The 23746-nt window shown below is 33.8% G+C and carries 24 protein-coding genes and 1 pseudogene; 20 read left to right on the top strand and 5 right to left on the bottom strand.

The window, feature by feature from the left end; all coding sequences use genetic code 11:
* The first annotated feature begins 66 nt into the window (after positions 1-66).
* The 4 genes and pseudogenes from LAU42_RS10055 to LAU42_RS10040 all read left to right on the top strand — a co-directional run bounded on the left by LAU42_RS10055 (position 67) and on the right by LAU42_RS10040 (position 7705).
* Positions 67-2649, top strand: coding sequence for a type I restriction-modification system subunit M (locus LAU42_RS10055; RefSeq protein WP_224183435.1), 2583 nt, complete (start codon positions 67-69; stop codon positions 2647-2649).
* On the top strand, positions 2650-3942 hold the full coding sequence (locus tag LAU42_RS10050; RefSeq protein ID WP_224183434.1) for a restriction endonuclease subunit S: 1293 nt from the start codon (positions 2650-2652) through the stop codon (positions 3940-3942). It begins immediately after the preceding gene.
* A 181-nt stretch (positions 3943-4123) separates the two neighbouring features.
* Positions 4124-4570 (top strand): annotated as a pseudogene (locus LAU42_RS12005) (restriction endonuclease subunit S); the annotation flags it as partial.
* 63 nt (positions 4571-4633) lie between these two features.
* The gene (locus tag LAU42_RS10040; RefSeq protein ID WP_224184796.1) at positions 4634-7705 is read left to right on the top strand and encodes a type I restriction endonuclease subunit R; all 3072 of its coding nucleotides are present in this window, start codon (positions 4634-4636) and stop codon (positions 7703-7705) included.
* Between the two features lie 63 nt (positions 7706-7768).
* Here LAU42_RS10040 and LAU42_RS10035 read toward each other — a convergent pair whose 3' ends face one another.
* On the bottom strand, positions 7769-8701 hold the full coding sequence (locus LAU42_RS10035; protein ID WP_224183433.1) for a site-specific integrase: 933 nt from the start codon (positions 8699-8701) through the stop codon (positions 7769-7771).
* Entirely contained in the window at positions 8698-9186 is a 489-nt protein-coding gene (locus LAU42_RS10030; RefSeq protein WP_224184795.1) for a restriction endonuclease subunit S, read from the bottom strand. The genes LAU42_RS10035 and LAU42_RS10030 overlap by 4 nt, the downstream gene beginning before the upstream one ends.
* Before the next feature lie 134 nt (positions 9187-9320).
* Between LAU42_RS10030 and LAU42_RS10025 the strand changes: the two genes are divergently transcribed.
* The 4 genes from LAU42_RS10025 to LAU42_RS10010 all read left to right on the top strand — a co-directional run bounded on the left by LAU42_RS10025 (position 9321) and on the right by LAU42_RS10010 (position 12074).
* On the top strand, positions 9321-10184 hold the full coding sequence (locus LAU42_RS10025; protein WP_224183432.1) for a GIY-YIG nuclease family protein: 864 nt from the start codon (positions 9321-9323) through the stop codon (positions 10182-10184).
* Between the two features lie 256 nt (positions 10185-10440).
* A complete protein-coding gene (locus tag LAU42_RS10020) occupies positions 10441-10818 on the top strand; it encodes a hypothetical protein (RefSeq protein WP_224183431.1) in 378 nt (125 codons plus the stop codon).
* Positions 10819-11000: 182 nt separating this feature from the next.
* Positions 11001-11609, top strand: coding sequence for an MOSC domain-containing protein (locus LAU42_RS10015; RefSeq protein WP_224183430.1), 609 nt, complete (start codon positions 11001-11003; stop codon positions 11607-11609).
* Between the two features lie 69 nt (positions 11610-11678).
* Positions 11679-12074, top strand: a complete 396-nt coding sequence (locus LAU42_RS10010) for a hypothetical protein (RefSeq protein WP_224183429.1) — start codon at positions 11679-11681, stop codon at positions 12072-12074.
* Positions 12075-12131: 57 nt separating this feature from the next.
* Here LAU42_RS10010 and LAU42_RS10005 read toward each other — a convergent pair whose 3' ends face one another.
* A complete protein-coding gene (locus LAU42_RS10005) occupies positions 12132-12890 on the bottom strand; it encodes a GNAT family N-acetyltransferase (RefSeq protein ID WP_224183428.1) in 759 nt (252 codons plus the stop codon).
* 105 nt (positions 12891-12995) lie between these two features.
* Here LAU42_RS10005 and LAU42_RS10000 point away from each other — a divergent pair, with 105 nt between their 5' ends.
* The 10 genes from LAU42_RS10000 to LAU42_RS09955 all read left to right on the top strand — a co-directional run bounded on the left by LAU42_RS10000 (position 12996) and on the right by LAU42_RS09955 (position 20872).
* On the top strand, positions 12996-13520 hold the full coding sequence (locus LAU42_RS10000) for a hypothetical protein (RefSeq protein WP_224183427.1): 525 nt from the start codon (positions 12996-12998) through the stop codon (positions 13518-13520).
* Between the two features lie 54 nt (positions 13521-13574).
* Positions 13575-13994 (top strand): hypothetical protein, encoded by a 420-nt coding sequence (locus LAU42_RS09995; RefSeq protein ID WP_224183426.1) that lies wholly within the window; start codon positions 13575-13577, stop codon positions 13992-13994.
* A gap of 98 nt (positions 13995-14092) precedes the next feature.
* Positions 14093-15811: an ABC transporter ATP-binding protein gene (locus tag LAU42_RS09990; RefSeq protein ID WP_224183425.1), complete on the top strand. Its 1719-nt coding sequence runs from the start codon at positions 14093-14095 to the stop codon at positions 15809-15811.
* A 126-nt stretch (positions 15812-15937) separates the two neighbouring features.
* Positions 15938-16909: a hypothetical protein gene (locus tag LAU42_RS09985; RefSeq protein WP_224183424.1), complete on the top strand. Its 972-nt coding sequence runs from the start codon at positions 15938-15940 to the stop codon at positions 16907-16909.
* Complete coding sequence (locus tag LAU42_RS09980) at positions 16899-17402, top strand: DUF805 domain-containing protein (protein WP_224183423.1); 504 nt, start codon at positions 16899-16901, stop codon at positions 17400-17402. The genes LAU42_RS09985 and LAU42_RS09980 overlap by 11 nt, the downstream gene beginning before the upstream one ends.
* Before the next feature lie 301 nt (positions 17403-17703).
* Positions 17704-18297, top strand: a complete 594-nt coding sequence (locus tag LAU42_RS09975; RefSeq protein WP_224183422.1) for a DUF2975 domain-containing protein — start codon at positions 17704-17706, stop codon at positions 18295-18297.
* Positions 18298-18308: 11 nt separating this feature from the next.
* Positions 18309-18515 (top strand): helix-turn-helix domain-containing protein, encoded by a 207-nt coding sequence (locus LAU42_RS09970; protein ID WP_224183421.1) that lies wholly within the window; start codon positions 18309-18311, stop codon positions 18513-18515.
* 102 nt (positions 18516-18617) lie between these two features.
* The gene (locus LAU42_RS09965; protein ID WP_224183420.1) at positions 18618-19796 is read left to right on the top strand and encodes a M20 family metallopeptidase; all 1179 of its coding nucleotides are present in this window, start codon (positions 18618-18620) and stop codon (positions 19794-19796) included.
* 309 nt (positions 19797-20105) lie between these two features.
* Positions 20106-20423: a hypothetical protein gene (locus LAU42_RS09960; protein WP_224183419.1), complete on the top strand. Its 318-nt coding sequence runs from the start codon at positions 20106-20108 to the stop codon at positions 20421-20423.
* Entirely contained in the window at positions 20420-20872 is a 453-nt protein-coding gene (locus tag LAU42_RS09955; RefSeq protein ID WP_224183418.1) for a hypothetical protein, read from the top strand. Before LAU42_RS09960 ends, LAU42_RS09955 begins: the two co-directional genes overlap by 4 nt.
* Before the next feature lie 130 nt (positions 20873-21002).
* Here LAU42_RS09955 and LAU42_RS09950 read toward each other — a convergent pair whose 3' ends face one another.
* Positions 21003-21191, bottom strand: coding sequence for a hypothetical protein (locus LAU42_RS09950; protein WP_224183417.1), 189 nt, complete (start codon positions 21189-21191; stop codon positions 21003-21005).
* Positions 21192-21262: 71 nt separating this feature from the next.
* On the opposite strand from LAU42_RS09950, the gene LAU42_RS09945 reads away from it, so the two are divergent.
* Entirely contained in the window at positions 21263-21442 is a 180-nt protein-coding gene (locus LAU42_RS09945; protein ID WP_224183416.1) for a hypothetical protein, read from the top strand.
* A 497-nt stretch (positions 21443-21939) separates the two neighbouring features.
* On the opposite strand, the gene LAU42_RS09940 is transcribed toward LAU42_RS09945, so the two are convergent.
* The gene (locus LAU42_RS09940) at positions 21940-23256 is read right to left on the bottom strand and encodes a TrkH family potassium uptake protein (RefSeq protein ID WP_224183415.1); all 1317 of its coding nucleotides are present in this window, start codon (positions 23254-23256) and stop codon (positions 21940-21942) included.
* A 132-nt stretch (positions 23257-23388) separates the two neighbouring features.
* Between LAU42_RS09940 and LAU42_RS09935 the strand changes: the two genes are divergently transcribed.
* Positions 23389-23736 carry a TIGR04104 family putative zinc finger protein gene (locus tag LAU42_RS09935; RefSeq protein WP_224183414.1) on the top strand — a complete coding sequence of 116 codons (348 nt, stop codon included), beginning with the start codon at positions 23389-23391 and terminating at the stop codon, positions 23734-23736.
* The last annotated feature ends 10 nt before the right edge of the window (positions 23737-23746 follow it).

Genomic DNA, 23746 nt, shown 5'->3' with positions numbered 1-23746 from the left:
GTTGGATGTTTTGTACAATAGATAATATGTAAAGTCAATAAAACACTTGAATTAGGAGAGTCAGTTATGGTTAAAACTTCAGATGAAATAAAGCGCTTACTTTGGGATGGTGCAAACGATCTCAGAGGTTCGATGGATGCAAGTAAATATAAAGATTATATGCTGGGTTTAATGTTCTATAAGTTCTTAAGTGATAAGACTTTGGAAGCTTTTAAAGATGCAGCTCAGCCTGAAGATAAAACGAAGTTACTAGAAGAATATAAACAAGCATACATAGAATACGGTAAAGACTTAACGACAATGATTCAAGATATGTTAGGTTATTATGTTCAACCTGACTATTTATATCAATCATGGTTGGAAGATATTAAAAATGGTGATTTTGAATTACAGAAAGTTATCGATAGTTTAAATGCATTTGAAAGAACGATTGCTGTTCATGAGGATAACAATGATTTCAAAGGTTTATTCTCTAGTTCGATTATTGATTTGAATAACTCAGCACTTGGTTCAGACTTACATAAAAGAAGTAAAAACATTAAAGATTTAATATTGCTATTCTCAGATTTAGACATGGTAACCCTTCAAGAAGAAGATATTCTTGGTGATGCATATGAATATTTAATTGCGCAATTCGCGTCGAATGCCGGGAAAAAGGCTGGGGAGTTCTATACACCTCGTCAAGTAAGTGAAGTTATGGCACAGATTATTGCTAAAACTACTGATGTAAAGTCAATTTACGACCCAACCGTTGGTTCAGGTTCACTACTACTAACAGTAAAAAAACATTTGACCAAAGATGCACAACGTATATTACATTACTATGGGCAAGAATATATTACAGAAACATATAACTTAACACGTATGAACTTATTACTTCATGGTGTGCGACCAGAGAAGATGGATATTCGAAATGGTAATACTTTAGCACAGGACTGGCCTGAAGATCCAAGTAAACCGAATGAAGGTGTACAGTTTGATGCGGTGGTAATGAATCCTCCATATTCAGATAAAAAATGGAATGAACGTGAAGACATGCCATTAAAAGTAAGTGATCCGAGATTCTCTGATTTTGGTGTGTTACCTCCAAATACGAAAGGTGATTTTGCTTATTTAATGCATGGTTTATATCATCTTGGGCAACAAGGTACGATGGCTATCGTACTTCCTCATGGTGTATTGTTCCGTGGTTCATCAGAAGGTGAAATTAGAAAACGTCTGATTGAAAAAAATTATTTAGATACAATCATTGGATTACCAAGTAATTTGTTTACAAACACAGGAATTCCAGTATGTGTACTCATTCTAAAGAAAAATAGAGCACTAGATGCACCTGTTCAAATTATCGATGCTTCTAAAAACTTTATTAAAGTCGCAAAACAAAATGTGTTACAAGAAAAAGATATTGCGAAAATTGTTGATACACATGTAAACAAATTAGAAATTAAAGGTTATAGTCATTTAGCACCTCGTGAAGAAATTATTGAAAATGAATATAACTTGAACATTCCAAGATATGTAGAATCAATTGAGAAAGATATCCCACAAGATGTAGATGGACATTTGTATGGTGGAATCCCACAACATAATATCGATGGATTAGAAATCTTGAATGATACTGTAAAAGATAAATTACAAAGTGCATTAGAACCAATTCGAAAAGGATACGTTAATTTAGTAAAAGATATAAATGAATTAACGGAAGAAGTATTAAATGATGAGAGAGTACAAGAAAAATCATCAAAAATTGCTGATGAAATAAATGTATTTATTAATAAATACATGAACGAAATAAAACAAATTAATAAAGATACGCTTTTAATAGATTTAAGAGAGAATATGCTCAATGAGATAAAAGAAATACTAACTTCTTATAGACATGTAGACACATATTTAGGTTATCAAGTCGTTGCTGAAATATGGAAAGAAGGCTTATCTCATGATGCAGAACTAATTGCACTTGAAGGATATTATAATGCTGCACGTATCAGAAAAGAAAATATGGTCACTAAAGGTACTGGAGATAAGAAACGCCAAGAGCAAGATGGCTGGATTGGTGCTGTAATTCCTAATGAGTTAATCATTAGTGAGTTGTACCAAGATGAGCAAGAAGAGATTGAATCGTTGAATATGAGATTATCAGAGATTGAAAGTGAATTGAATGAACTTGTTGAAGCGGCAAAAGTAGAAGATAGTGAAGAATATGATGCACTATATGACGTTATTAAAAAGAATGAAGAAGATGAACCTCAAGATGCCTTTGAAAGTAAGAAGGTTAAGGCAGAATTGAAAACGATTGATAAGAATAGCAATGAGTATAAGTTGTTAAAGCAAGTTGATAAATTATTTACTGAGAAATCAAAGGTTAGTAAAGATGTGAAAACGAAGGATAAAGATTTGAAAGAAGCAGCACAGTTTAGAATTACTGAATTAAATGATGAGGAAGTTGAACTGCTCACTCAAAAGAAATGGTTTGGTAATACTGTAGAGAAGATTGTTTTACTGGTGGAGCAACCAATCAAAGATGAATTATCTACGTTAGAAATGTTGCATGATAGATACAAAGACACTTTAGATGATATTGATAGTGAGATTAGTGAGCTGGAAAAGTCTCTTGAAGAGATGATGGGTTCATTGGTGGTGATGTAAATGAATGAAAAAAAGAAAAATGTGCCAAAAAGACGCTTTAAAGAGTTCAAAAATGCTGACGCTTGGGAACAGCGAAAGTTCTCAAATATGATAACTGATATAGCAGATGGCCCATTTGGAAGCAATTTAAAAAATGAGCATTATACTGATAAAAAAGAAGTAAGAATTATTCAGCTTAGTAATTTATCTGACTTAGGATGGCAAGAAGAAAACAAAAGATATACAACATTTGAGCACTCAAAGAAAATTAAGAGGTGTATTGTAAATTACAGAGAATTAGTGATGGGGAAAATGATGCCGGCAGGTATGACTATACTACGCCCCAATGAAGAAAAAATGTATATATTATCCTCTGACTGTGTCCGTATAAAGTTAAATAATGATTTAGTTGAAAATAATTTCTTTTTGTATACAACTAAGAGTGACTATTTTCTTAATCAAGTAAATAATGATTCTCAAGGAAGTACTCGTGTTAGAACAAGTATTTCAAAGATTAAAAAGATGGAAATATTTATTCCAACAATTGACGAACAGAAGAAAATTTCAGAAACTTTTATAGACATCGATAGTAATATCACCCTTCATCAGCGAAAGCTTGACAAGTACAAAGCTATTAAAGAATCGTATTTACAAGAAATGTTTCCTGCTGAAGGACAGCGTAAGCCAAAGAGAAGGTTTTCTGGTTTCACGGATGATTGGGAACAGCGAGAGTTGGAAAGCTTCTGTAATTTGATTACCAAACAAACTGGTTTTGACTATTCGAGTACCATCAAACCCTCGTTAGTTAAAAATAACAGCAGTGACGTTTATTCATTCATACAAAATAAAGATTTTAATGGAGAAAAAATTAATTTTAATACAGACTTCTATATACCGAAATATATAGCCAAAAAGTTTCCTAAAATATTATTGGACAGACCTGCATTATTAGTTACTATATCAGGTAAAATAGGAAATGTTGGATTATACACAAATGATGAAAAAGCCTTTATAGGTGGTGCAGTAGGCATTTGCAAACTAAATAATGAAGACGAAGGAAAATTTATTTTATATAGTCTTCAATCACAAGCCGGACAAAAGCAATTCTTAATATCTACAAAAACATCTTCACACGCAAACATTACAGTTGAAATGATCAAAAAGATATTGATAAGTATACCAACCAAAAGTGAAGAAATAAAACTAATAGTTAATCAAATTGAGATATTATCTAAAACCATCACCCTTCATCAGAAAAAGTTAGATAAACTTAAAAAATTAAAAGAAGCTTTACTGGAAGAAATGTTCGTTTAAATTTAGCGTAAGTAATTAGAAGTTTTCCTAATGTGAAACCTATAGTGCATTAAATATCTCATGCATAAAATTCGAAAAAATTAAAAATAAACTATTAAATTTATCGTAATAGTATGAATATACGTATAATTATTCTTATTAATTAAGTATCTGAGCCATATATATTAATTATCTCAAAATAATGACTAAAACTTGGGAACAGCGAGAGTTGGGAGAAGTAGTTGAAAATATAGGAACAGGAAAAAGTAAATTCATAATAAATAATTATGACACAGAAAATATATATCCCATACTTGGTTCTACTGGTGTGATTGGTTTCGATAATCAATATGATTATGAAGGAGAATTTGTATTAACAGCTCGAGTTGGTGCTAATGCTGGAAATTTATATAAATATAAGGGTTCCGTGAAAATATCAGATAATACTGTATTTATCCAAAATAATAGAAATAATTTTATTTATTTTTTATTAAGTTATTTTAATTTGAAAAAATTATCATTCGGCACTGGCCAGCCGCTTATAAAAGCTAGTGAATTAAAAAAATTAAAGCTTTATCTACCAAATGATCAAGAACAAGAAAAAATTGAAACAATATTATTAAACTTAGATGATACAATCACCCTTCATCAGCGTCAGATACGTATATTTATACAATTAAAATGTTCCTTAAAGGAGGAATTGTTTATTAATATGAATAATAAAGACTACGGAGAAAAGATTTTTCAGGATGATTTCGTTAAAGAACTAACAAAATATAAATGGAGTGCTCCGGATGAATTAAATGGGAATCTTCAGAAGGTTACAGTTAATACGCTAATTAATCATTGGCGTAAGGAATTGAATCGTATCAATGCAGATCAACTTGAGGGTGTTGCTTTAACTGATGATGAGTTCAAACAGGTCATGTCTAAAGTAAAGCAGATTAATAATAGTTATGATGCTGCGAAGTTATTATCGATTGAAGATTCTAAAGGAAAGATTGATGGAATATTCAGAACACCTAATCCAAAAGTTACAAGAGAGCAGATAACTCTAACGATTTTTAAAAAAGCTCAAGTAAGTGGGGGAGATTCTTCTTATCATATTGCCCGTGAAGTACAAACAGAGAACGGAAATCGTTTTGATATAGTTCTTCTTATAAATGGTCTTCCTTTAATTAATATTGAGCAGAAACGAGCAGATATCTCTGTTTCAAGAGCATTTAAACAATTTAAACGTTATTATCGTGATGGTGAGTTTAATAACAACTTTATGGCTTTTTCTCAGATGATGGTGATTACTTCTGAGACAGATACACGTTATTTCGCAACTCCGAAGTCTATCAATGATTTTAATATGTCGTTTGTATTTCATTGGTCAGATGAAAGTAACGTTAAAATAACTAATTGGGAGAAGATTATTGAACACTTTTTGATGATTCCAATGGCACATCAAATGGTGGGAGACTATTTAGTGATTGATGAAGCTAAGGGCCCTGAGAATCGCCGTCATTTGCTGATGAGACCATACCAAGTCTATGCTCTTCGAGCAATTGAAAGTGCTGCCATGGGATGGAAGCCTCATGAAAAAGCTGAAGGTGGATACGTTTGGCATACTACTGGTTCTGGTAAGACGATTACAAGTTTTAAGACTGCGTTGTTCCTATCGACGCGTGCAGGATTTGATAAAGTAATATTTTTAGTAGATCGCAGAGAGCTTGATAATCGAACTTCTGAGAATTTCAAAGCATATGGGTCTTATGAACCAGTTGATGTAGATGACACAAAATCGACTTATCAATTAAAACAACGATTGCTGTCAAAAAAGAGTGGTATTGTTGTCACGACTACATTTAAGTTGCACTCATTAGTTAAAGAAATGATTGAAAACGAAGATGTTCGTTTAAGAGATTTAAAGATGATATTCATTATAGATGAAGCTCACCGTACAACGATGGGACAGATGATGGGAACAATTAAAGACTACTTCAGACGAAAAAGTTTGTTCTATGGCTTTACTGGTACACCTTTATTCGATGAGAATAATGTTAAAGGTAAAATTAATGAAAAGAGTGAACTTATTAATACTACCGAAAAATTATTTGGTCCAATGTTACACAAATATACAATTGATGAAGCGATTGCAGATCGTAATGTATTAGGTTTTCATGTCGACTATATTAATACCGGTGAATTTAGTAGTTATGAGTCTCTTAAAGAGCAGTTAGTAGAAAAGATGTTATTTGAAAAACCCGAACTGAGTAAACGTTCTGTAGAAAAACGTATAATGTCGTTATCTGATTTGGAAGTAGAAAGACTATCGATCAAGTATGACATTCTAGCTTATTATGATAAAACACATATACCGAGAGTAGTTTCTGAAATACTTGCAAACTGGGAAGAGCAGTCACAGAATGGATTCTTTAATGCCATATTAACAGTTGCTTATAAAAAGAGAGTAATAGAGTACTATAAAGAATTTAAGAAGCAGATGGAAGATATTTATGGGAAAAAGCCGAATGTGGCAGTTTCTTTTAGCTTCGGTAGTGAAGAAGATGAAGAGTCAGTTGATATTGAATTTGTACAAGAAATGTTTAAAGACTATGCAGAATTTACAGGCATAGAGTTTATTGCAGGGAATAAAAAACATGGTGAAGATGCATATTTTGAAGATGTAGTATCTAGAGCAACACGTGGTGGGAGTAATCGAAATGAGAAAAATATTGATATTATTATCGTTGCAGACCAATTACTTACTGGATATGATTCAAAGTATTTAAACACATTATATGTAGATAGATCTTTAGAGCTACAAGGACTTATTCAAGCATATTCTAGAACTAATCGTGTATATGGAAAAGAGAAAGAGTTTGGTACAATTATAAACTTTAAGTACCCGAAAATTACCGAATCTACAGTAAATGAAGCATTAGAATTATACGGTAGCGGTGGAAAAAACAGTCCAGCAATTGTAGATGAATATGATACAGCAATAAGTAAGTTAAGAACCTGTTTTGATGAATTGAAATTGTTTTTACCTAATCCTACAGACTGGGGTATGTATGAATACGATGAAGAATTTAAGAAATCTTTTAAATCTATTTTTAAAGCAGCATCCACACAATTAAATACTTCAATGCAATATTATGTATTTGAATGGGATGACAATAGATTTGGATTGATACAAAGAGAATGGATGCAATATATAGGAGCTTATCGAAACTTATTTCCAAGGGATGAACCGATTTACGATAGAGTTGTTGAACTTGTCAGTGACTCTAAACTTGTGGGTGCCCAAAGGATTGATGAGCATTTCTTATTGAAACTTATAGGACAAAAAACAAGAGTTTCTAATGGTGTTCAAACAATTGATAAAGAAACTTTAAGAATCATCTATGAACAAATACAAGAATTAAGTAATATGGGTGATAACGAGAAGGCAAAGCTACTCAGAACGTTTGTGGACACTGAATTGTTAGAGGGTCATGTTCTGGCTTCCATAGACTTTGATCAGGCATTTGAAGAATGGAAGATTGAAAGAAGAAATGATGACATTAAGACTTTTGCTACTAAATATGGTATAGATGCGAACTTAATGATTAGTTCTGTAAATGATTACTCGGAATTACAGGCTGAGATTATCCCATTAATAGAAGAAATTAATAAGAATATTAAATTTGAAGAAGCAAATGAAAAATTAGGGCCCAATATGTTAAAGCATAAGATGGAAGTTCTCAAGTTGGTCAAAAAAGAAATCCCTACTATTAAAAAAAGATATAAATAGAAATTGGCCAGACTATAAGTCTGGCCAATTTTATTTTCAATCAGCATGAATCAGTAGATTATTCTAACTTAATCCAGATAACGAACGCATAATAATATCAACATCTTGATTTTCAAGTTCTTGAATGACATGTAGATAAGTTTTTTGTGTTGTGGTCATACTAGCATGACCTAAGCGTCTTGCTACACTCGCAATGGATACACCTGCAAATAGTAATAATGAAGCATGTGTATGACGTAAACCATGAATCGAAATAACAGGAACTTTAGCTTCAATACACACACGTTCTAAAATCCCGTTAATCGTAGAGTTGTAAATTTTCTGGTTTCTTTTAATAAAAATAGGATCATTTTCTGGGAAATTTTTTATTAATTGAGAGAATTGAATAACCGTCTGCCAATCTAATTGAACTTTGCGAACAGACGATTGGTTTTTCGTTGGAAGGAATCCTCCATTCCCTTTATAATCCCATGTTTTATTGATAACAAGCATTTGATGGGGAAAATCAAAATCTTTTGGTGTTAACGCTAGTGCTTCAGAAAATCTTATTCCTGTCTTTGCAACCAATAGTATAAACCAATGCCAATTCACTTCATTTGATAATTTAAGTGATGAAAGCATAGTATGAAGCTCAAATTGGTTCAAATACTTAGGTTTTTTGTCACGCGGTGGTTTCCCTTTGATAATAGCTTTACGAGTTGGATCACGATTAATAAGACCTTCATCAACTGCATCAAGAATAGCTCCTTTAAGCTGATGATGAAAATCCATCGTCGTTTGACGCTCATGTTCTACTGCATAATCATTCAATAATTGTTGATATGTGATACGATTTAAATCCTTTAATCTCACATTAGGTGCAAGTTTAATCACCCATTGATGCGTCATTAAATATTTATTCATCGTAACACTTCTAATAGCTCCTTCTTTATAAACTGTTATCCAACGCTTATAGTAACGGTGAAAAAGTTCATCACTACCTTGTGAAACAGTCATATTATGACCTCCTCGAAATTTAATTTCGATTCACGCTGATGAAGGGTGATTGTATCATCTAAGTTTAATAATATTGTTTCAATTTTTTCTTGTTCTTGATCATTTGGTAGATAAAGCTTTAATTTTTTTAATTCACTAGCTTTTATAAGCGGCTGGCCAGTGCCGAATGATAATTTTTTCAAATTAAAATAACTTAATAAAAAATAAATAAAATTATTTCTATTATTTTGGATAAATACAGTATTATCTGATATTTTCACGGAACCCTTATATTTATATAAATTTCCAGCATTAGCACCAACTCGAGCTGTTAATACAAATTCTCCTTCATAATCATATTGATTATCGAAACCAATCACACCAGTAGAACCAAGTATGGGATATATATTTTCTGTGTCATAATTATTTATTATGAATTTACTTTTTCCTGTTCCTATATTTTCAACTACTTCTCCCAACTCTCGCTGTTCCCAAGTGTATTTAATTGTTAATTAACTGTAGTACTTTTTACATATTTTATCATTATTTATAATGAAATAAATTTTAAAATTCGTCTAAATATTGTCAAATTAATTAATGTATAATTAAATTAATGATATATAGATAAGTAGGTGCAGATATGATAAAGAGAGGTAAGAATATAAATTTATATTTAATTGATGGTGAAGTGAAAGGTAGACTAAAATGTACTTTAGCTAATTGGACCGGTTTAATATTTAAGATACCTAGAACTCGTCTGGATATTACTAGAGATCGTGTAGAATTAAAACAGTCTGGAATTTATTTTTTATTTGGTTCTGAAGAGGATAGTGATAAAGATAATGTCTACATTGGTCAAGCGGGTATTCGTGCAAATGGAGAAGGCTTGTTGTATCGAATTAATGAGCATAATAAAGATGCGACGAAAGATTATTGGACTGAAGCAGTTGCAGTGACAACTTCAAATAATTCATTTGGTCCAACAGAAATAAGTTATTTAGAGCACAGGATTGTCCAATTGGCAAAAGATGCAAATCGATACGAAGTTAAGAATGGAAATAATCCTAATATAGGTAATGTTACGGAAGAAAAACAATCTGAATTGGAGGATTTTCTTGATAGTGCGAAAATAGTCATGGGGGCTATGGGATATAAAATTTTTGAAAAAGTAGTTGATGAAGATGACAAAACAGATAACGAGTTAATATTTACTTATAAAGTGAAAAACTTAATTGCTAAGGGAAAGCGTACATCTGAAGGGTTTGTTTTACTTAAGGGCAGCTCATTATCAAGAGAAATCAGCAAATCAGTTAGTGTTAAGGTAAAGACTTTGAGAGAAAAAAATAAAGATGATATAAATGGAAATTTTATTACCATAAATGATATTTTATTTAAAAGTCCTTCTGCTGCAGCAAGTTTTGTCAGTGGTAATAGTGTCAGTGGAACATTAGCATGGAAAACTATGAATGGTGACACTTTGGGTGATATAATTAATAAAGAATAAATTTTAAGGTTTCTATTTCAACTTAATTTGTTAATAGAAAATGAATTATATAAGGAAACTATTTAGAGATGCTGTCATAACTGATTCTTAATTGAATTGGTTTTTTATTTTTTAATAAATATTAATGGAGGTATAAATGTTCAATAATAAATAGATTAGCACAGTAATCTGTATTTGCTTATCTGCTGCGTTGGGGAGTCAAATCAGTGATATATGGTATAATTAAGATAAACCTTAGTTAGCAAGGAGGGGCGTTATGTTAAGCGTAAACATGGCAAATATTAAAAAGTTTTTTGACAGTGATATAAGCACTAAACAAATATCAGAATACTCAAAACTTGCATATATCACTACAGACAACTTAAGAAAAGATCTAACCGATTTAGATAGTACAACTTTCAGAACGCTCGTAAAGCTGTCTAACGGATATGAGAAATATATTAATAATATTACCGATGATAAATCACTTGATTCAATTAAGCGTCACGTAGAAGTGTCGATTCGAATGAATGACATTGACGGTAATGTATTAAGCGAGGAATATATTAAAAAGTTTTATGATTATGCTGATGGAAAACTCTCGAAGGCAGAGTTCAATGAATATGTAACGTATAAATCACAAATGAGTCTTTAGTTTATGACTTGTGTATATTTTCAGATGCTGTCCTAACCGATTCCTAATCGAATCGGTTTTTTTGTGTATAATGATATCAATAACAAATAATAGAGGTGACATATGAAAGTTCAATCTATGTTTATTGGTAAGCCGAAACAGCTTGGTGATGCAAACGCGACGGATAAGATGCAGCAGGCGTGGTGTCTGCAATTAATCGTGATCGTGTTGATGGTGGTTTTGTTGATATATTAGGTTTTAATGGTGACGAAGTTGCAGATAAAAAACATCATGGTGGTGTGGATAAGGCGGTGTTCTGTTATCCTTATGCGCATTATGAACTATGGCGTAATGAACTGAATATCGATATCGATGCAGGAGGATTCGGTGAGAACTTGTGTGTGACAGATATGGATGAGTCTACTGTCTGTCTCGGCGATGTGTATGAAATTGGTAGTGCGAGACTGCAAGTGACACAACCGCGTAAGCCGTGCTGGAAGCCTGCGCGTAAGTATGGTGAACTGGAGTTATCTCGCATTACGGAAGAGAACGGTCGTACGGGCTGGTACTTCAAAGTGTTAGTGCCTGGTGATATTAATGAAGGTGAAGAGATTCGTCTAGTCGAGCGATTGCATAATGCGTGGTCGATTGCGCGTTGTAACGATGTAATGCATCGAAGTACGGATATGATCGAAGTAAAGGAGATGTCTGAACTCCCTGAACTTGCTGAAACGTGGAAAGTATCATTGCAGAAGAAAATAGCAGGTCATATTGAAGATAGTTCACGAAGAATCTATGGACCGAATGTGTAGAGTTTAAAGCCGTTTCTTTATTGAAGTGGCTTTTATCATTGGTATACAATTTACAATAATTGTATTAAAATGGAATTAAAGTATCGTGAGGTAAGTGGAGATTCGATGAATATTCGTTCAGGTTTACTAACTTTCTTTTTTATTATTTTCGTTATATCAACAATCTACAATATTTATACGGAAATAATGAGTGAAAATATCGCTGATTCATTTGGTGGGTTTTATAGCTTATCAGTGCCGATGCTAGTGTTAGCATTTAACCCGGAAGGATTAGACAAAACTTCTCGAAAAGTCGGAATGTTTATATACCGATTGCTGATTTTTGTATACGCTATTGTTTTACTTACTTTTATGATTAAGTACAATGCACCGTGGTTCTTATTATTCTTTGAAGGTGTGATGATTCTAGTGACAGGAGTATTAGTGTATAGCATGTTTAGAAGGTTGAAACAAAGTGAGAAGTAAAAGACGCAGGGCTGCGTCTTTTTATGTATATTAAATTAAAAGGGGTGATGTATCAATTCAGTCATTTGAATGCGGCGCCAGCAACAGTTCATAACGCTCAGCTATCTTTTCATAACCTTGTCGCTGATACATATCTCGTGCTGTATCATTTCCATCTGCAATGAGGAACACCTGCTTGCCGTGTGCAAAATTATACACCGCTTCTTGCAGACGACTCCCGATACCACGTCTACGATACGCTTCAATCACATAAAAGTCATCGATTTCTACAGTTTCTTCTTCCATTATCGCTTCTATCTTACCAGCTGGTGTATTGTCTATGTATGCGACAATCTGCAGAATCTTGCTGTTTAATAAATCACGTCTATGCGTCTCTTCTTTTAACTTTACAAAGTCTTCTCCGTACCCAACTTCTCCTGTAGCACAGACCTTTAGGAAGTCATCAAATATCGGTCCGTCTTGTGATACCACCTCGCAAACGACCTCATCGTTACGTCTTAACTGCTTTGGATGCTTTAATTCATACAATTCCATCAACTCTAAGTTACAACCATGTGATTTCGCATAAGTGACAATCGACTCCGGAATAACTTCATTATCAGGGAAGATAAATAAGAGATGCTGTTGACGATGTTTCATATGAAATTCACGCTGATACGATAGATCTTCTTTAAATAATTCCAGCGTCGGCATCTCCTTATATTCAAAGTAGTTTGCGTAATACTTAATCAGTTGACTCGGCGTATGGTAGTGAATATAACGTGCGTTTTCTTCTAATATGTCCGCACTATTATGTGTATCTTTAAATGACAGCATGTTATCACCTCACTTTTTGTTATTTATTATAAATGATTTTATCTATACTATATATTTTACAGTAAATGTATTAAAATAGTATTAATATGGTAAGAGAGGTGCCCCATGGATAATAAGGATTTCAAGAGAACATTTCAATATTTTATAAAAAACTTATTTAACTTTAGAGGGGAACTGCCGTTTCATCTGTATAAGAAGCTGATGATTATCCCGAAAATCTGCGCTTTTATTATACTTGTATTATTCTTGATCTATTTATTTAAAGATATATTCAGTGGTTATCCGTACTCTGATTTGTCGTTAAAGGAGGCAGAGCGTTTAGAAGCGCTGGATCAGTTTAAACGATTTAGCTTTATTATTTGTTTTTTCTTACTATTGTATTTAACAACTTTATCATCAGAGATCAAGCGATTCAGATTTTTAAGAAAATCTCCAGCTGTATATTTAGCGCTTGGATTTATAGGATTACCATTAATCTATGCTTATAGTTATTATTCTAACGTTATTATGCATAGTACAAGCACCGTTGGCATATTACTCATCATTTTAATACCATTGTTTGCAAACAGTAAGAATAAACCAACCGATCGCGATAAATTGTATGAAGACTATGATTTTGAGGATGTCTAGTATATTAGTAAGTGAAGTTATAAGTCTATTAAAAATTAGAAAGTAGGTCATGATATGACATCAAAACTATGGCTAAATTATCTTATCTACGGAACCATTGTAGTGATGTTAATATGGTTATTGATTGATAGTGGCGTGCAGCAGGACCCGTTTATATTTACTTTTCTTATGGTGATTCTAATTGGACCATTCTTTATCATTCCTCACGAAACGAGACTCAGACAGTTACTTCATACAGATCGACTGGCAGGGTTAGAACGACGTGTAGCACAGAAGAAGTATGAATATACAGTGCTTGCAGTAATATTAATTATCTCAGGGTTATTGTATATGTATTACAAGAGTAATGATTTAGATACGTCAGGGTTGTTTGGTTTTACGGTTGCTATTTTCGGTGCAGCAGTAGGTACAAGTATAAGACATTTTGTTGACAGACAGGAGATAAAAGAGTTAAAAGAGAAAGCCACGTCTTAAGTGAAGTGGCTTCTTATTTTGTATTTAATATATGAAAACATCTTTATCTAGCTCTATGTTAAAATATAGATATTATTAAAAATGTTGAGGTAGTACATATGAAATCATTTTTTGAATATTACAAGCCGTATAAAGGCTTGTTGATGTTAGATTTTGGTTCAGCGGTTTTTGTCGGCGTGTTGGAACTTATCTTTCCATTAATGACAAGTTTGTTTATTGATAAGCTGTTACCGTCGAAAGACTGGCCGAATATCGTGCTTGGTGCGATTGGTTTATTTTTAGTGTTCGGGTTTGTCACGGTTCTTAAATTTATCGTGACTTACTGGGGGCATAAACTCGGAACAAATATTGAACGGGATATACGTAATGAACTGTATCAGCATATGCAACGTTTGAACTTCGGATTCTTTGACCGCAATAAGACTGGGAAACTCATGGGTCGACTGACGAACGATTTGATGGATATCGGTGAACTTGCACATCATGGTCCTGAAGAGGTGTTCGTTGCCGTGATGACGGTTATTGGTGCGCTGATTATTATGCTCACGATTGATGTGAAACTTGCGTTAATCACGTTTTGTATCGTGCCGCTTATATTCGCATTAACGTTATACTTTAACCGTAAGATGACGACACAGTTCCGCAGATTGTTTGGTAATGTATCTGCGTTTAACGATGTAATCAGTGAGACAATTGGTGGTATTCGTCTAGTGCAGGCATTCACGAATGAGCATTATGAAAACGAACGTTTTAAAAAGACGAATGAAGACTTCAGACGCACGAAATTAAAGGCGTATAATTATATGTCTTGGAACACGTCTATTGGCTATATATCGCAGAAGTTCACGTTAATTATTGTATTGATATTAGGCTGTTACTTTGTTTTACAGAACATGATGAGCTACGGAGAATTCGTTGCGTTTATTATGATTACGGATATATTATTCAAGCCGTTACAGTCGATTAACTTGATTATCGAACTTTTCCCGAAAGGTATTGCTGGCTTTAACAACTTCAAAGAAATAATGGCAACAGAACCTACTGTTAAAGATAGCGCACATGCCATTAGTTTCAAACAAGAACCAGAAGAGATAGTGTATGACCATGTGACATTCAAGTACGGCGAACAGACGATTCTTGACAATCTTTCGTTTTCAATAAAACGTGGAGAACAAATCGCGCTTGTCGGACCGAGTGGTGGTGGCAAGACGACGATCTGTTCGTTACTGCCGAGGTTTTATGATCCATCACACGGTGAGATTACTTTAAATGGACAGAATATTAAAGACTATACATTATCATCTCTGCGTAAACAGATTGGCATCGTGCAGCAAGATGTATTTCTATTTAGCGGTACGTTAAAAGAGAATATCGCGTATGGAAATTTAGATGCGACTGATGAGGAAATCATGTGGGCAGTTGAACAAGCGCAGCTGAAATCATTTGTTGATACACTGCCAGAAGGAATCCACACGATTGTAGGAGAGCGTGGTACGAAGTTATCGGGTGGACAGAAGCAGCGTGTTTCTATTGCACGTATGTTCTTGAAGAACCCACCGATTATTATACTGGACGAGGCGACAAGTGCGCTCGACGTTGAAACAGAGAATCGTATACAGGCAGCATTTAAACGATTATCAGAAGGGCGTACAACACTGACGATTGCCCACCGTCTATCAACGATAAGAGATGTGGACCGAATCCTTTTCATAGAGAACGGGCGTATCGTTGAAAGTGGCAGTCACGATGAGCTCATTGCACAACAAGGGAAATACTATCAATTACAGCAGGCACAATATGCACAAGTCATGTCTTAAACATGAACCGACGAATGATTCGTCGGTTTTTTGTTTAAAAATATAAATTAAATTGACACCTGTAATAATTTAGAATTATCATGTAAATAATGGAATAAAATACAAATGAATAGTGGGGATGTATGGATGAAGAAAGGATTATTAGGTCTATTTATCGCATTTTTACTTGTATCTCTCATATGGGATGTTAAAGACTATATGCTTGGAGATCAGTTGACTGATGATGCTGTTGCATCTGAATTATATGCAGGGCAATATGAAAGTTTTGAAGAAGCATCAAGCACAATTAATGATGCAATGGGAACTGATTTTAATGTGATTGGATCAATAACTGAACACATTTACAAACTACCGAACAATCATTACTATGTTCTGGAAATAAAGAAGGCTAGTCATAAAGCATCATTATATTTATACACTGGTTTTATTGAGCAAAAACATAAAGACGTAACAGAGCTTACTTTCCCTGAGAATGATTTTAATCTGATTAGTACAAACAAAAAGTTTAAAAGTAAATCATGGGATATTAAGAGTAAAGCTGGTGTGCATCATATTCAGACAGGCGCATTCAGTAAAGGAACGAAACTTGAAAATCGTATCATAAGAAATGTAGATGAATCAGAAGGTGTTACTTTAGCAACTGAGTTAAAAGATGGCGTTATTCAGATGAATGAAAAAGGTATATGGCTCGATAAAGGAAATAATAAGATTGGTATGAATGAATCGATGAAAGCATTCGATACAGAAGAAGCGGCATTAAGTGCTGTTACGAAAGAATCATTCGGTAAACCGGTTGGCGTAATTAAATCTAAAAATATGAATTTCCATATTTATCAAAATAAAGTAGATGCGTTTAAAGAATATACAGTTATACCTGTACATATGAAAGACAATCAATATTATGCAGGTAAGTATGAGCGCTTTACATTTGTTGAGGATAGTGAAGTCAATACTAAAACAGAAGAAGCGGTGGAAGGTGTAACGTATAAACTTCACTTCCAGCATGATGTAGAAAAATTTAAGCAATATAAAAAACAATTGAAAGACGGCAATATGTACATTGGTGTAGAAGTGAGAGGTGAACATTATGGAAAATAATATGTCAATAAAAGATGCGATGATTGCATTCTGGACGAAAGCGTTCTTGTTTAAAGGACGTGCGAGAAGAAGAGAAGTATGGCTGAATATATTAGGTAACTTCATTATCGCCTTCATTCTAGGTGTAATAGTGCTTCTAATTGATTTAGTTACATCAGATAGGATGAATTTATCAGAGCATTACAATTTCTTTGTAGGCACAATATTCCCGTACTTCACAACAATCCCGGCGATGGCTCAGGCAAGCCGCCGTATGCAGGACATTAATATGAACGGTAAAATCGCAATCGTGCTGACTGTGGCTGCGACTTTACTGGAATTTGTATTTAATCGCATAATGCCGCTGTTTAATACGAAATTAACAGGCAATTCGACAACTTTAGTAATCATCTCATTAATCTTAGCAATACCGATGCTCTTCTTATTCATCGTTAATTTTATCAACGGTAATGAAGGCGACAACAAATACGGAAAAGATCCGAAACGTGTGTAAGACATTCACCTAACTACTAAAATGTGGTTGGGTGTTTTTATTTCTTTTCAAACCATTTTATTGCTTTTTCTTCATACGCATTGTATCCATTTTGGTTGATAATGATGCACCTCAATCTATCTCATTGGATATGCGAACTTCATGAAATCGATGTTTATAGGCAAAACTTTATCGTTTATCGATAAATAGTTATTGTAATTCATAAAAATAGGTGTTATTATGTAATTGAACATAATACAAGGAAGAGGTGTCACAGATGAATGAGAATAGTGTGAGTCGTTTTAAAGTTTTGCTTAAGGTAATGGATATTATATACCTTATTGGTGTTGTATTATCAGGGATTGGAACGCTTGCTTTAGTCGGATTAACAATATTTATTAATTCTGTTTCTGAAGGGACTTTGAATAAGTTTCTCCAGTCCGATCATTCGAAGGTAATGATGAGTATAGGTGGTTTAAATTATGAATTTACGAAAAGTTTTATTAGTGAGCATCTGGCGGTTAATAAAGGGCTGCTTATCAGTGTTTTAATCATCGCAATATTGAATGCAGTTTTATTCTTATTAATGATGTGGTATGCAAGAAAATTAATTCATAAGTTCAGTAAGAATGAAGTCTTTAGTAATAACAACGGAAAGTTTATTGAAACAATTGCTATTTTATTTTTATTTGCAGGACATACATACAAGTTGATGATTTCAATGTTAAGTATGTTTATTGACAAATCATTAAATTTATCTCATTATTTATCGGAAGCTGATGTTATCAGAAAAGTGAGTTATAATTTAATATCATTAGATTGGAATATAATTTTAATTGCTATAACAATCTGGTTTATCGGTAGAGCTTTCCGATATGGCGAGTATTTACAGAATGAATATGATGCAACTGTTTAGGATGTGAAGTTATGATAATAGTTAGGTTAGATAGAGTAATGGCTGATCGGAAAGTTAAGTTAAATGAGCTTTCCGAAATGGTTGATGTTAGTGTTGCAAATTTATCAAACTTAAAGACGGGTAAAGTAAAAGCAGTACGGTTCTCAACACTTGAAGCTATTTGTAAGGCGCTGGACTGTCAACCTGGAGATTTGTTTGAATATGTGAAAGATGAATAATTATATGCGTGAAGAAGAGCAAACTATGGTTTCATAATTTGTTCTTTTTTGTTTTATATATAATAAAAGGGAATAAATAATATACATAAGGAGATGAAGGACATGAATAAACAATTAATTGAAACTTTAAAAGCAAAAGAAGACAAAATGATTGAGATTAGACGTTACTTACATCAACATCCAGAACTTTCTTTCCAGGAAGAGAAAACAGCACAATATATTGCGGATTTCTATAAAGGGAAAGACGTAAAAGTAGAAACGAATACCGGTGAACGTGGCATTAAAGTGACGATTGATTCTGGAAAACCAGGAAAGACGTTAGCAATTCGTGCAGATTTTGATGCATTACCGATTACAGAAGATACAGGCTTACCATTTGCATCGGTGAATAAAGGTGTGATGCATGCATGTGGTCACGATGCACATACAGCATATATGCTTGTGTTAGCTGAAACATTAGCAGAGATGAAAGAGGCGTTTACAGGTAAAGTCGTTGTTATCCATCAGCCAGCAGAGGAAGTACCACCAGGTGGTGCGAAAGGTATGATTGAAGCGGGCGTATTAGATGGGATTGATAATGTACTTGGTGTACACGTTATGAGTACGATGCCGGTAGGTAAAGTGTTCTATAGACCAGGTTATGTTCAGACAGGACGTGCATTTTTTAAACTGAAAGTTATCGGTAAAGGTGGCCACGGTTCATCACCACATATGGCAAATGATGCAATCGTAGCAGGAAGTTACTTTGTAACAGCATTACAGACAGTCGTATCAAGACGATTAAACCCATTTGATACGGGCGTTGTAACAATCGGTTCATTTGATGGTAAAGGTCAGTTCAATGTCATTAAAGATTCAATTGAAATCGAAGGTGACGTACGTGGTTTAACAGATGATACGAAAGCAACAATTGAACGTGAGATTAAACGATTAAGTAAAGGATTAGAAGAAATGTACGGTGTTACTTGTGAATTGGAATACAACGACGATTATCCGGCATTATACAACGATCCTGAATTTACAAACTATGTTGCACAAACTTTAAAGGATGCATCACTCGATTTCGAAGTGGATATGTGCGAACCTCAGCCACCATCTGAAGACTTCGCATATTATGCTAAAGAACGACCAAGTGCATTTATATATACAGGTGCAGCACCTGAAAACGGAGAAATATATCCACATCATCATACGAAATTCAACATTTCAGAAAAATCATTACTCATTTCAGCACAAGCAGTTGGTACAGTCGTACTTGATTATTTAAAAGAAGTGAAATAACTTTGAAATTATGCCTGTATGAGCATTGGTAATTACAGAGGATTGTCTAATGTCAATGTATATATCGTTTACTTTCTATCATCATACAAAATTTGTGCAACGATAACTCCCATAATTGGACCATACGGCATCGGGAAAAAAAGTGTGGCTAACGCTGCAAAGAAAAAGCAATATATCCAATAACGTATACTTTTAAGTTGTTGCATGATATTACCTCACTCTCAATTTGTGTATGCTATTATTTTTAATATATAATACTTTTAAGGAAAATTATAGAAAAGTGATTACACTAGTTAAGAGGTAATGCTTATGTATCAATGTTTAGTATGTGGCTTTTCTTTTCTGGAAGAAGAGCCTTACGATGAAGGTTATACTGGAAGTTTCGAAATTTGTGGTTGTTGTGGTTTTCAGTATGGATATGACGACTACGATAGGCTAGAGATTGATTACGAAGTGCTTTCTGAAGAAGAGGCGATTAAACTTTCCCATAAAATGTACCGTGAAGAATGGAGGCAACAAAGCTTTCCAGTATTTGATCCTTCGTTATTTAATAAACAAGATTTACTGAATGGTTGTTTACCGGAGTTACACATGAATGAACATTTTAAGAATAGAGGCTTATTATGAAGATATTAAGATTACGCAATAAAGAAGACTATCGTACAGTGCTTAAAGTACTTATTCAATATGCTGATACAATTCAACATACTGTCACAGGTGATGAAGATTTTACGAAGCAAAGTTTATATGATACTTTCAGCAACGAATTAATTAAAGTGGTTAAAACTAAAAAGTGGCCAGGAACGATACGTTCAGGTGAGGGAGTAATGAGTTACTTTTATCCATATAATGACGCGATGGCTAGATTTTTGAAAAAGTATGATGCGTTTTATAAACAATATAGAGAAAACGGAATTTCATTTTTTGGTTATTCACTTGATAGAATTGAAGTGGATATGGCATTTTTGTGTAACAATGAAGTTGTGTTTTACACAATTGCACATGAAAATGAAATGAGGGTAGTATCTGATAAACTGGAAAGAGCATTATCAAAATCAGGTCTGATATTGAAGTGAGTTTGCATTTATGTCAGTAATGTATGTTTCATTTAGATATGGTTTCTATCTGTTTACGCAAGTGAAAGATATTAATGAAAGAAAGCTTGTTTAATGAAGGGATTGGTTCGTCTTGGCTCATGTTTAAAATTTATGAGCCAAGATGATCTTCATTTTTCATAAACTTTCTTACCATTAGTATGAATGCACACAATATTATTAAACTGAAGGATGCCCAGCTAAAAACTCCACGCCATTCGTAATCAATTAAGATAAATATAATATTTAGTATAGTGAGTATGATTGCTAATGTTAAAAAGTATTTATATCCTTTGCTCATATAATCACTCCTTTGAATATATATTACCATAATCAAAAATTTGGTAATATATATTCAAAGGGGGAATAGATGTGAAAAAAATTTTTAAAACGATGACCAATAATGCCTCGATTCCACTAAAGTTAAAGCTGACGAGAGGGTTGTTTCCTCGGACGGCTGAAGTATTGGCAGAGGTTGATCTTGAAACTGGGGAGGTAACTTTTAAAGTCTCTGAAGAAGATTTAAAGAAAATTAAACAAAATATTGAATAATAAAATGATCCGCACGCATATTCAGCGTGCGGGTTTCCTATATTGCGTATTTTTGCTTAGTTAAGAGTAATATTAACAGGATGAGTGGTATGCTTAATACAGTACCGAGAACGGCATGCACTCTTGCAGATTGTTTACGTGCGATTGTTGATGCGCCAGGCTTTAAATATTTTGGTAAATCGTCATGAATAATCCTGCAATTACGATGAATATCGCCCAGCAACTTGCGAGTTCAACGAGATAATTAATAAATGTGTTTTTTGTTAACAGACTCGAATGAGTACTTCATTTTTGTCACACTCAAGTCCCCGGTCGTGACAAAACGAGTAAAAGTGTCACACTCAAGTCCCCGGTCGTGACAAAACGAGTAAAAGTGTCACACTCACGTTCTCGGTCGTGACAAAACGAGTAAAAGTGTCACACTCAAGTCCCCGGTCGTGACAAAACGAGTAAAAGTGTCACACTCAAACTCACGAGTGTGACACTTTCTAATTTGATTAACCTGTTAACACGTCTTCTTTCGGGTAAGCATACAGTGCTTTCTGTGGTTTTGAGAACGTAAGCACAATCGTTAATACCCCAATCTTACCAATCATCATCATCAATATGATTAATAGTTTTCCGACGACTGATAGCTTTGCTGTAATGCCCATCGTCAGTCCTACCGTACCGAATGCTGATATGACTTCAAACATCACAGCAAGAAACGGTAAGTCCGGCTCTGCGATTACAAGCGCTAATGTGATTAAGAAGATAGATGTTGAACTTAACACAACGATTGCAAAGCTCTTAAATAAATATTTCGTATCTATTGCCTTCTTAAATAAACTAATTTGTTCGCGTTGCTTTATAAAGCTTATCGTACCGAAGAATATTACAACAGCGGTCGTTAGCTTTATCCCACCTGCTGTAGAAGTCGATCCACCACCGATAAACATGAATAGCATCATAAGTAGAATCGTCGATGTATTCATCGCTCCGATATCAACCGTATTAAAGCCTGCTGTTCGTGTAGTAATTGCCTGGAAGTAAGACATTTGAAACTGATCAAATGTACTGTGCCCACCAATTGTTTTCATATTGTTCATCTCAAGTAAGTAAATTGTCAGTGTCGCAATTGTATTCACGATCACCGTACCGAATATCATAATTTTTGTATGAAGTCTTAAATGTGTAAATTTCTTTTTCTGATATATATCAAGGATGACTGTAAATCCTAATCCACCAATGATGATTAATGTTGTAATGATAAAGTTGATGACCGGATTCGTTTTAAATTGTACAAGATTGTCACTATGAAGTGCGAATCCTGCGTTATTAAATGCACTGACTGCGGTGAAGAAACTGTTAAATAGTCCGCGCTTCCACCCAAGTAAAGGCACCCATTCAAGGGCAAGCAGTATTGCTCCGATACTTTCAAAAATTAAACTGATTATTAATAGTTTCAATACTAGTCTGAGTATGCCGCCTAAGTTCTGCTGATTCAATGCCTCTGTTGCGAGTGAGCGACTTTTAAGTCCCACTTTACGTCCGAGCATGATAAACACGATCATCGCTAACGTAATAATCCCGAGACCACCGGACTGTACGAGAATCATAATGATAATATGGCCGAAAGTGTTAAAGTTTTGTGTAATATCAATTGTTGCGAGTCCTGTAACAGTGAATGCGCTCGTTGCAATAAACAGACAGTCAACAAATGATGTTGGCTGTTTCTGGGAAAATGGGAGCGATAAGAGTATTGTTCCTATTAATAAAAACACGACGAAAGCATTAATAATGACGAGATAAGGATTCCCTTTTTTATTTTTCATAAATGACCTTCTTTGATATTTGATAGCAATAGATTACATTATAAATTGGTTAATTACAACAAGCACAACACTTTATTTATTGTAAAAAATTAGGTACAATGTGATTTGTAGTAAATGAAGGGGGCGAAGTGCATGAATAGGTGTAGTAATTGTAAATATGAATATCGTTATGAAGATATGTTTACAGCATCATGGAAGCTGAAAACACCAGCGCCGGCACCTTGTCCGAAGTGTGGAATAATGCATTATATTTCTAGTCATCGAATGATGAAAATTTATATGAGTGCAATCGTTATAAATTTATTGATTATGTTATGTGTCAATTTATTTCATATTCATTCACTCGCATTATTAACGTTATATATCTTATCATTAATTTTGTTCGTAATATATATTCCGATATTAAATAAAGTAACTGAGTTTCCGGAATCGTTCAATAAAGCAAGGCTGCATTCAATAAACGAACAGGAAAGACAATAAAAAACTGCAC

The organism is Macrococcus armenti, from assembly GCF_020097135.1.
Taxonomy (GTDB): Bacteria; Bacillota; Bacilli; order Staphylococcales; family Staphylococcaceae; genus Macrococcoides; species Macrococcoides armenti.
This window is presented reverse-complemented; position numbering and strand designations above follow the sequence as displayed.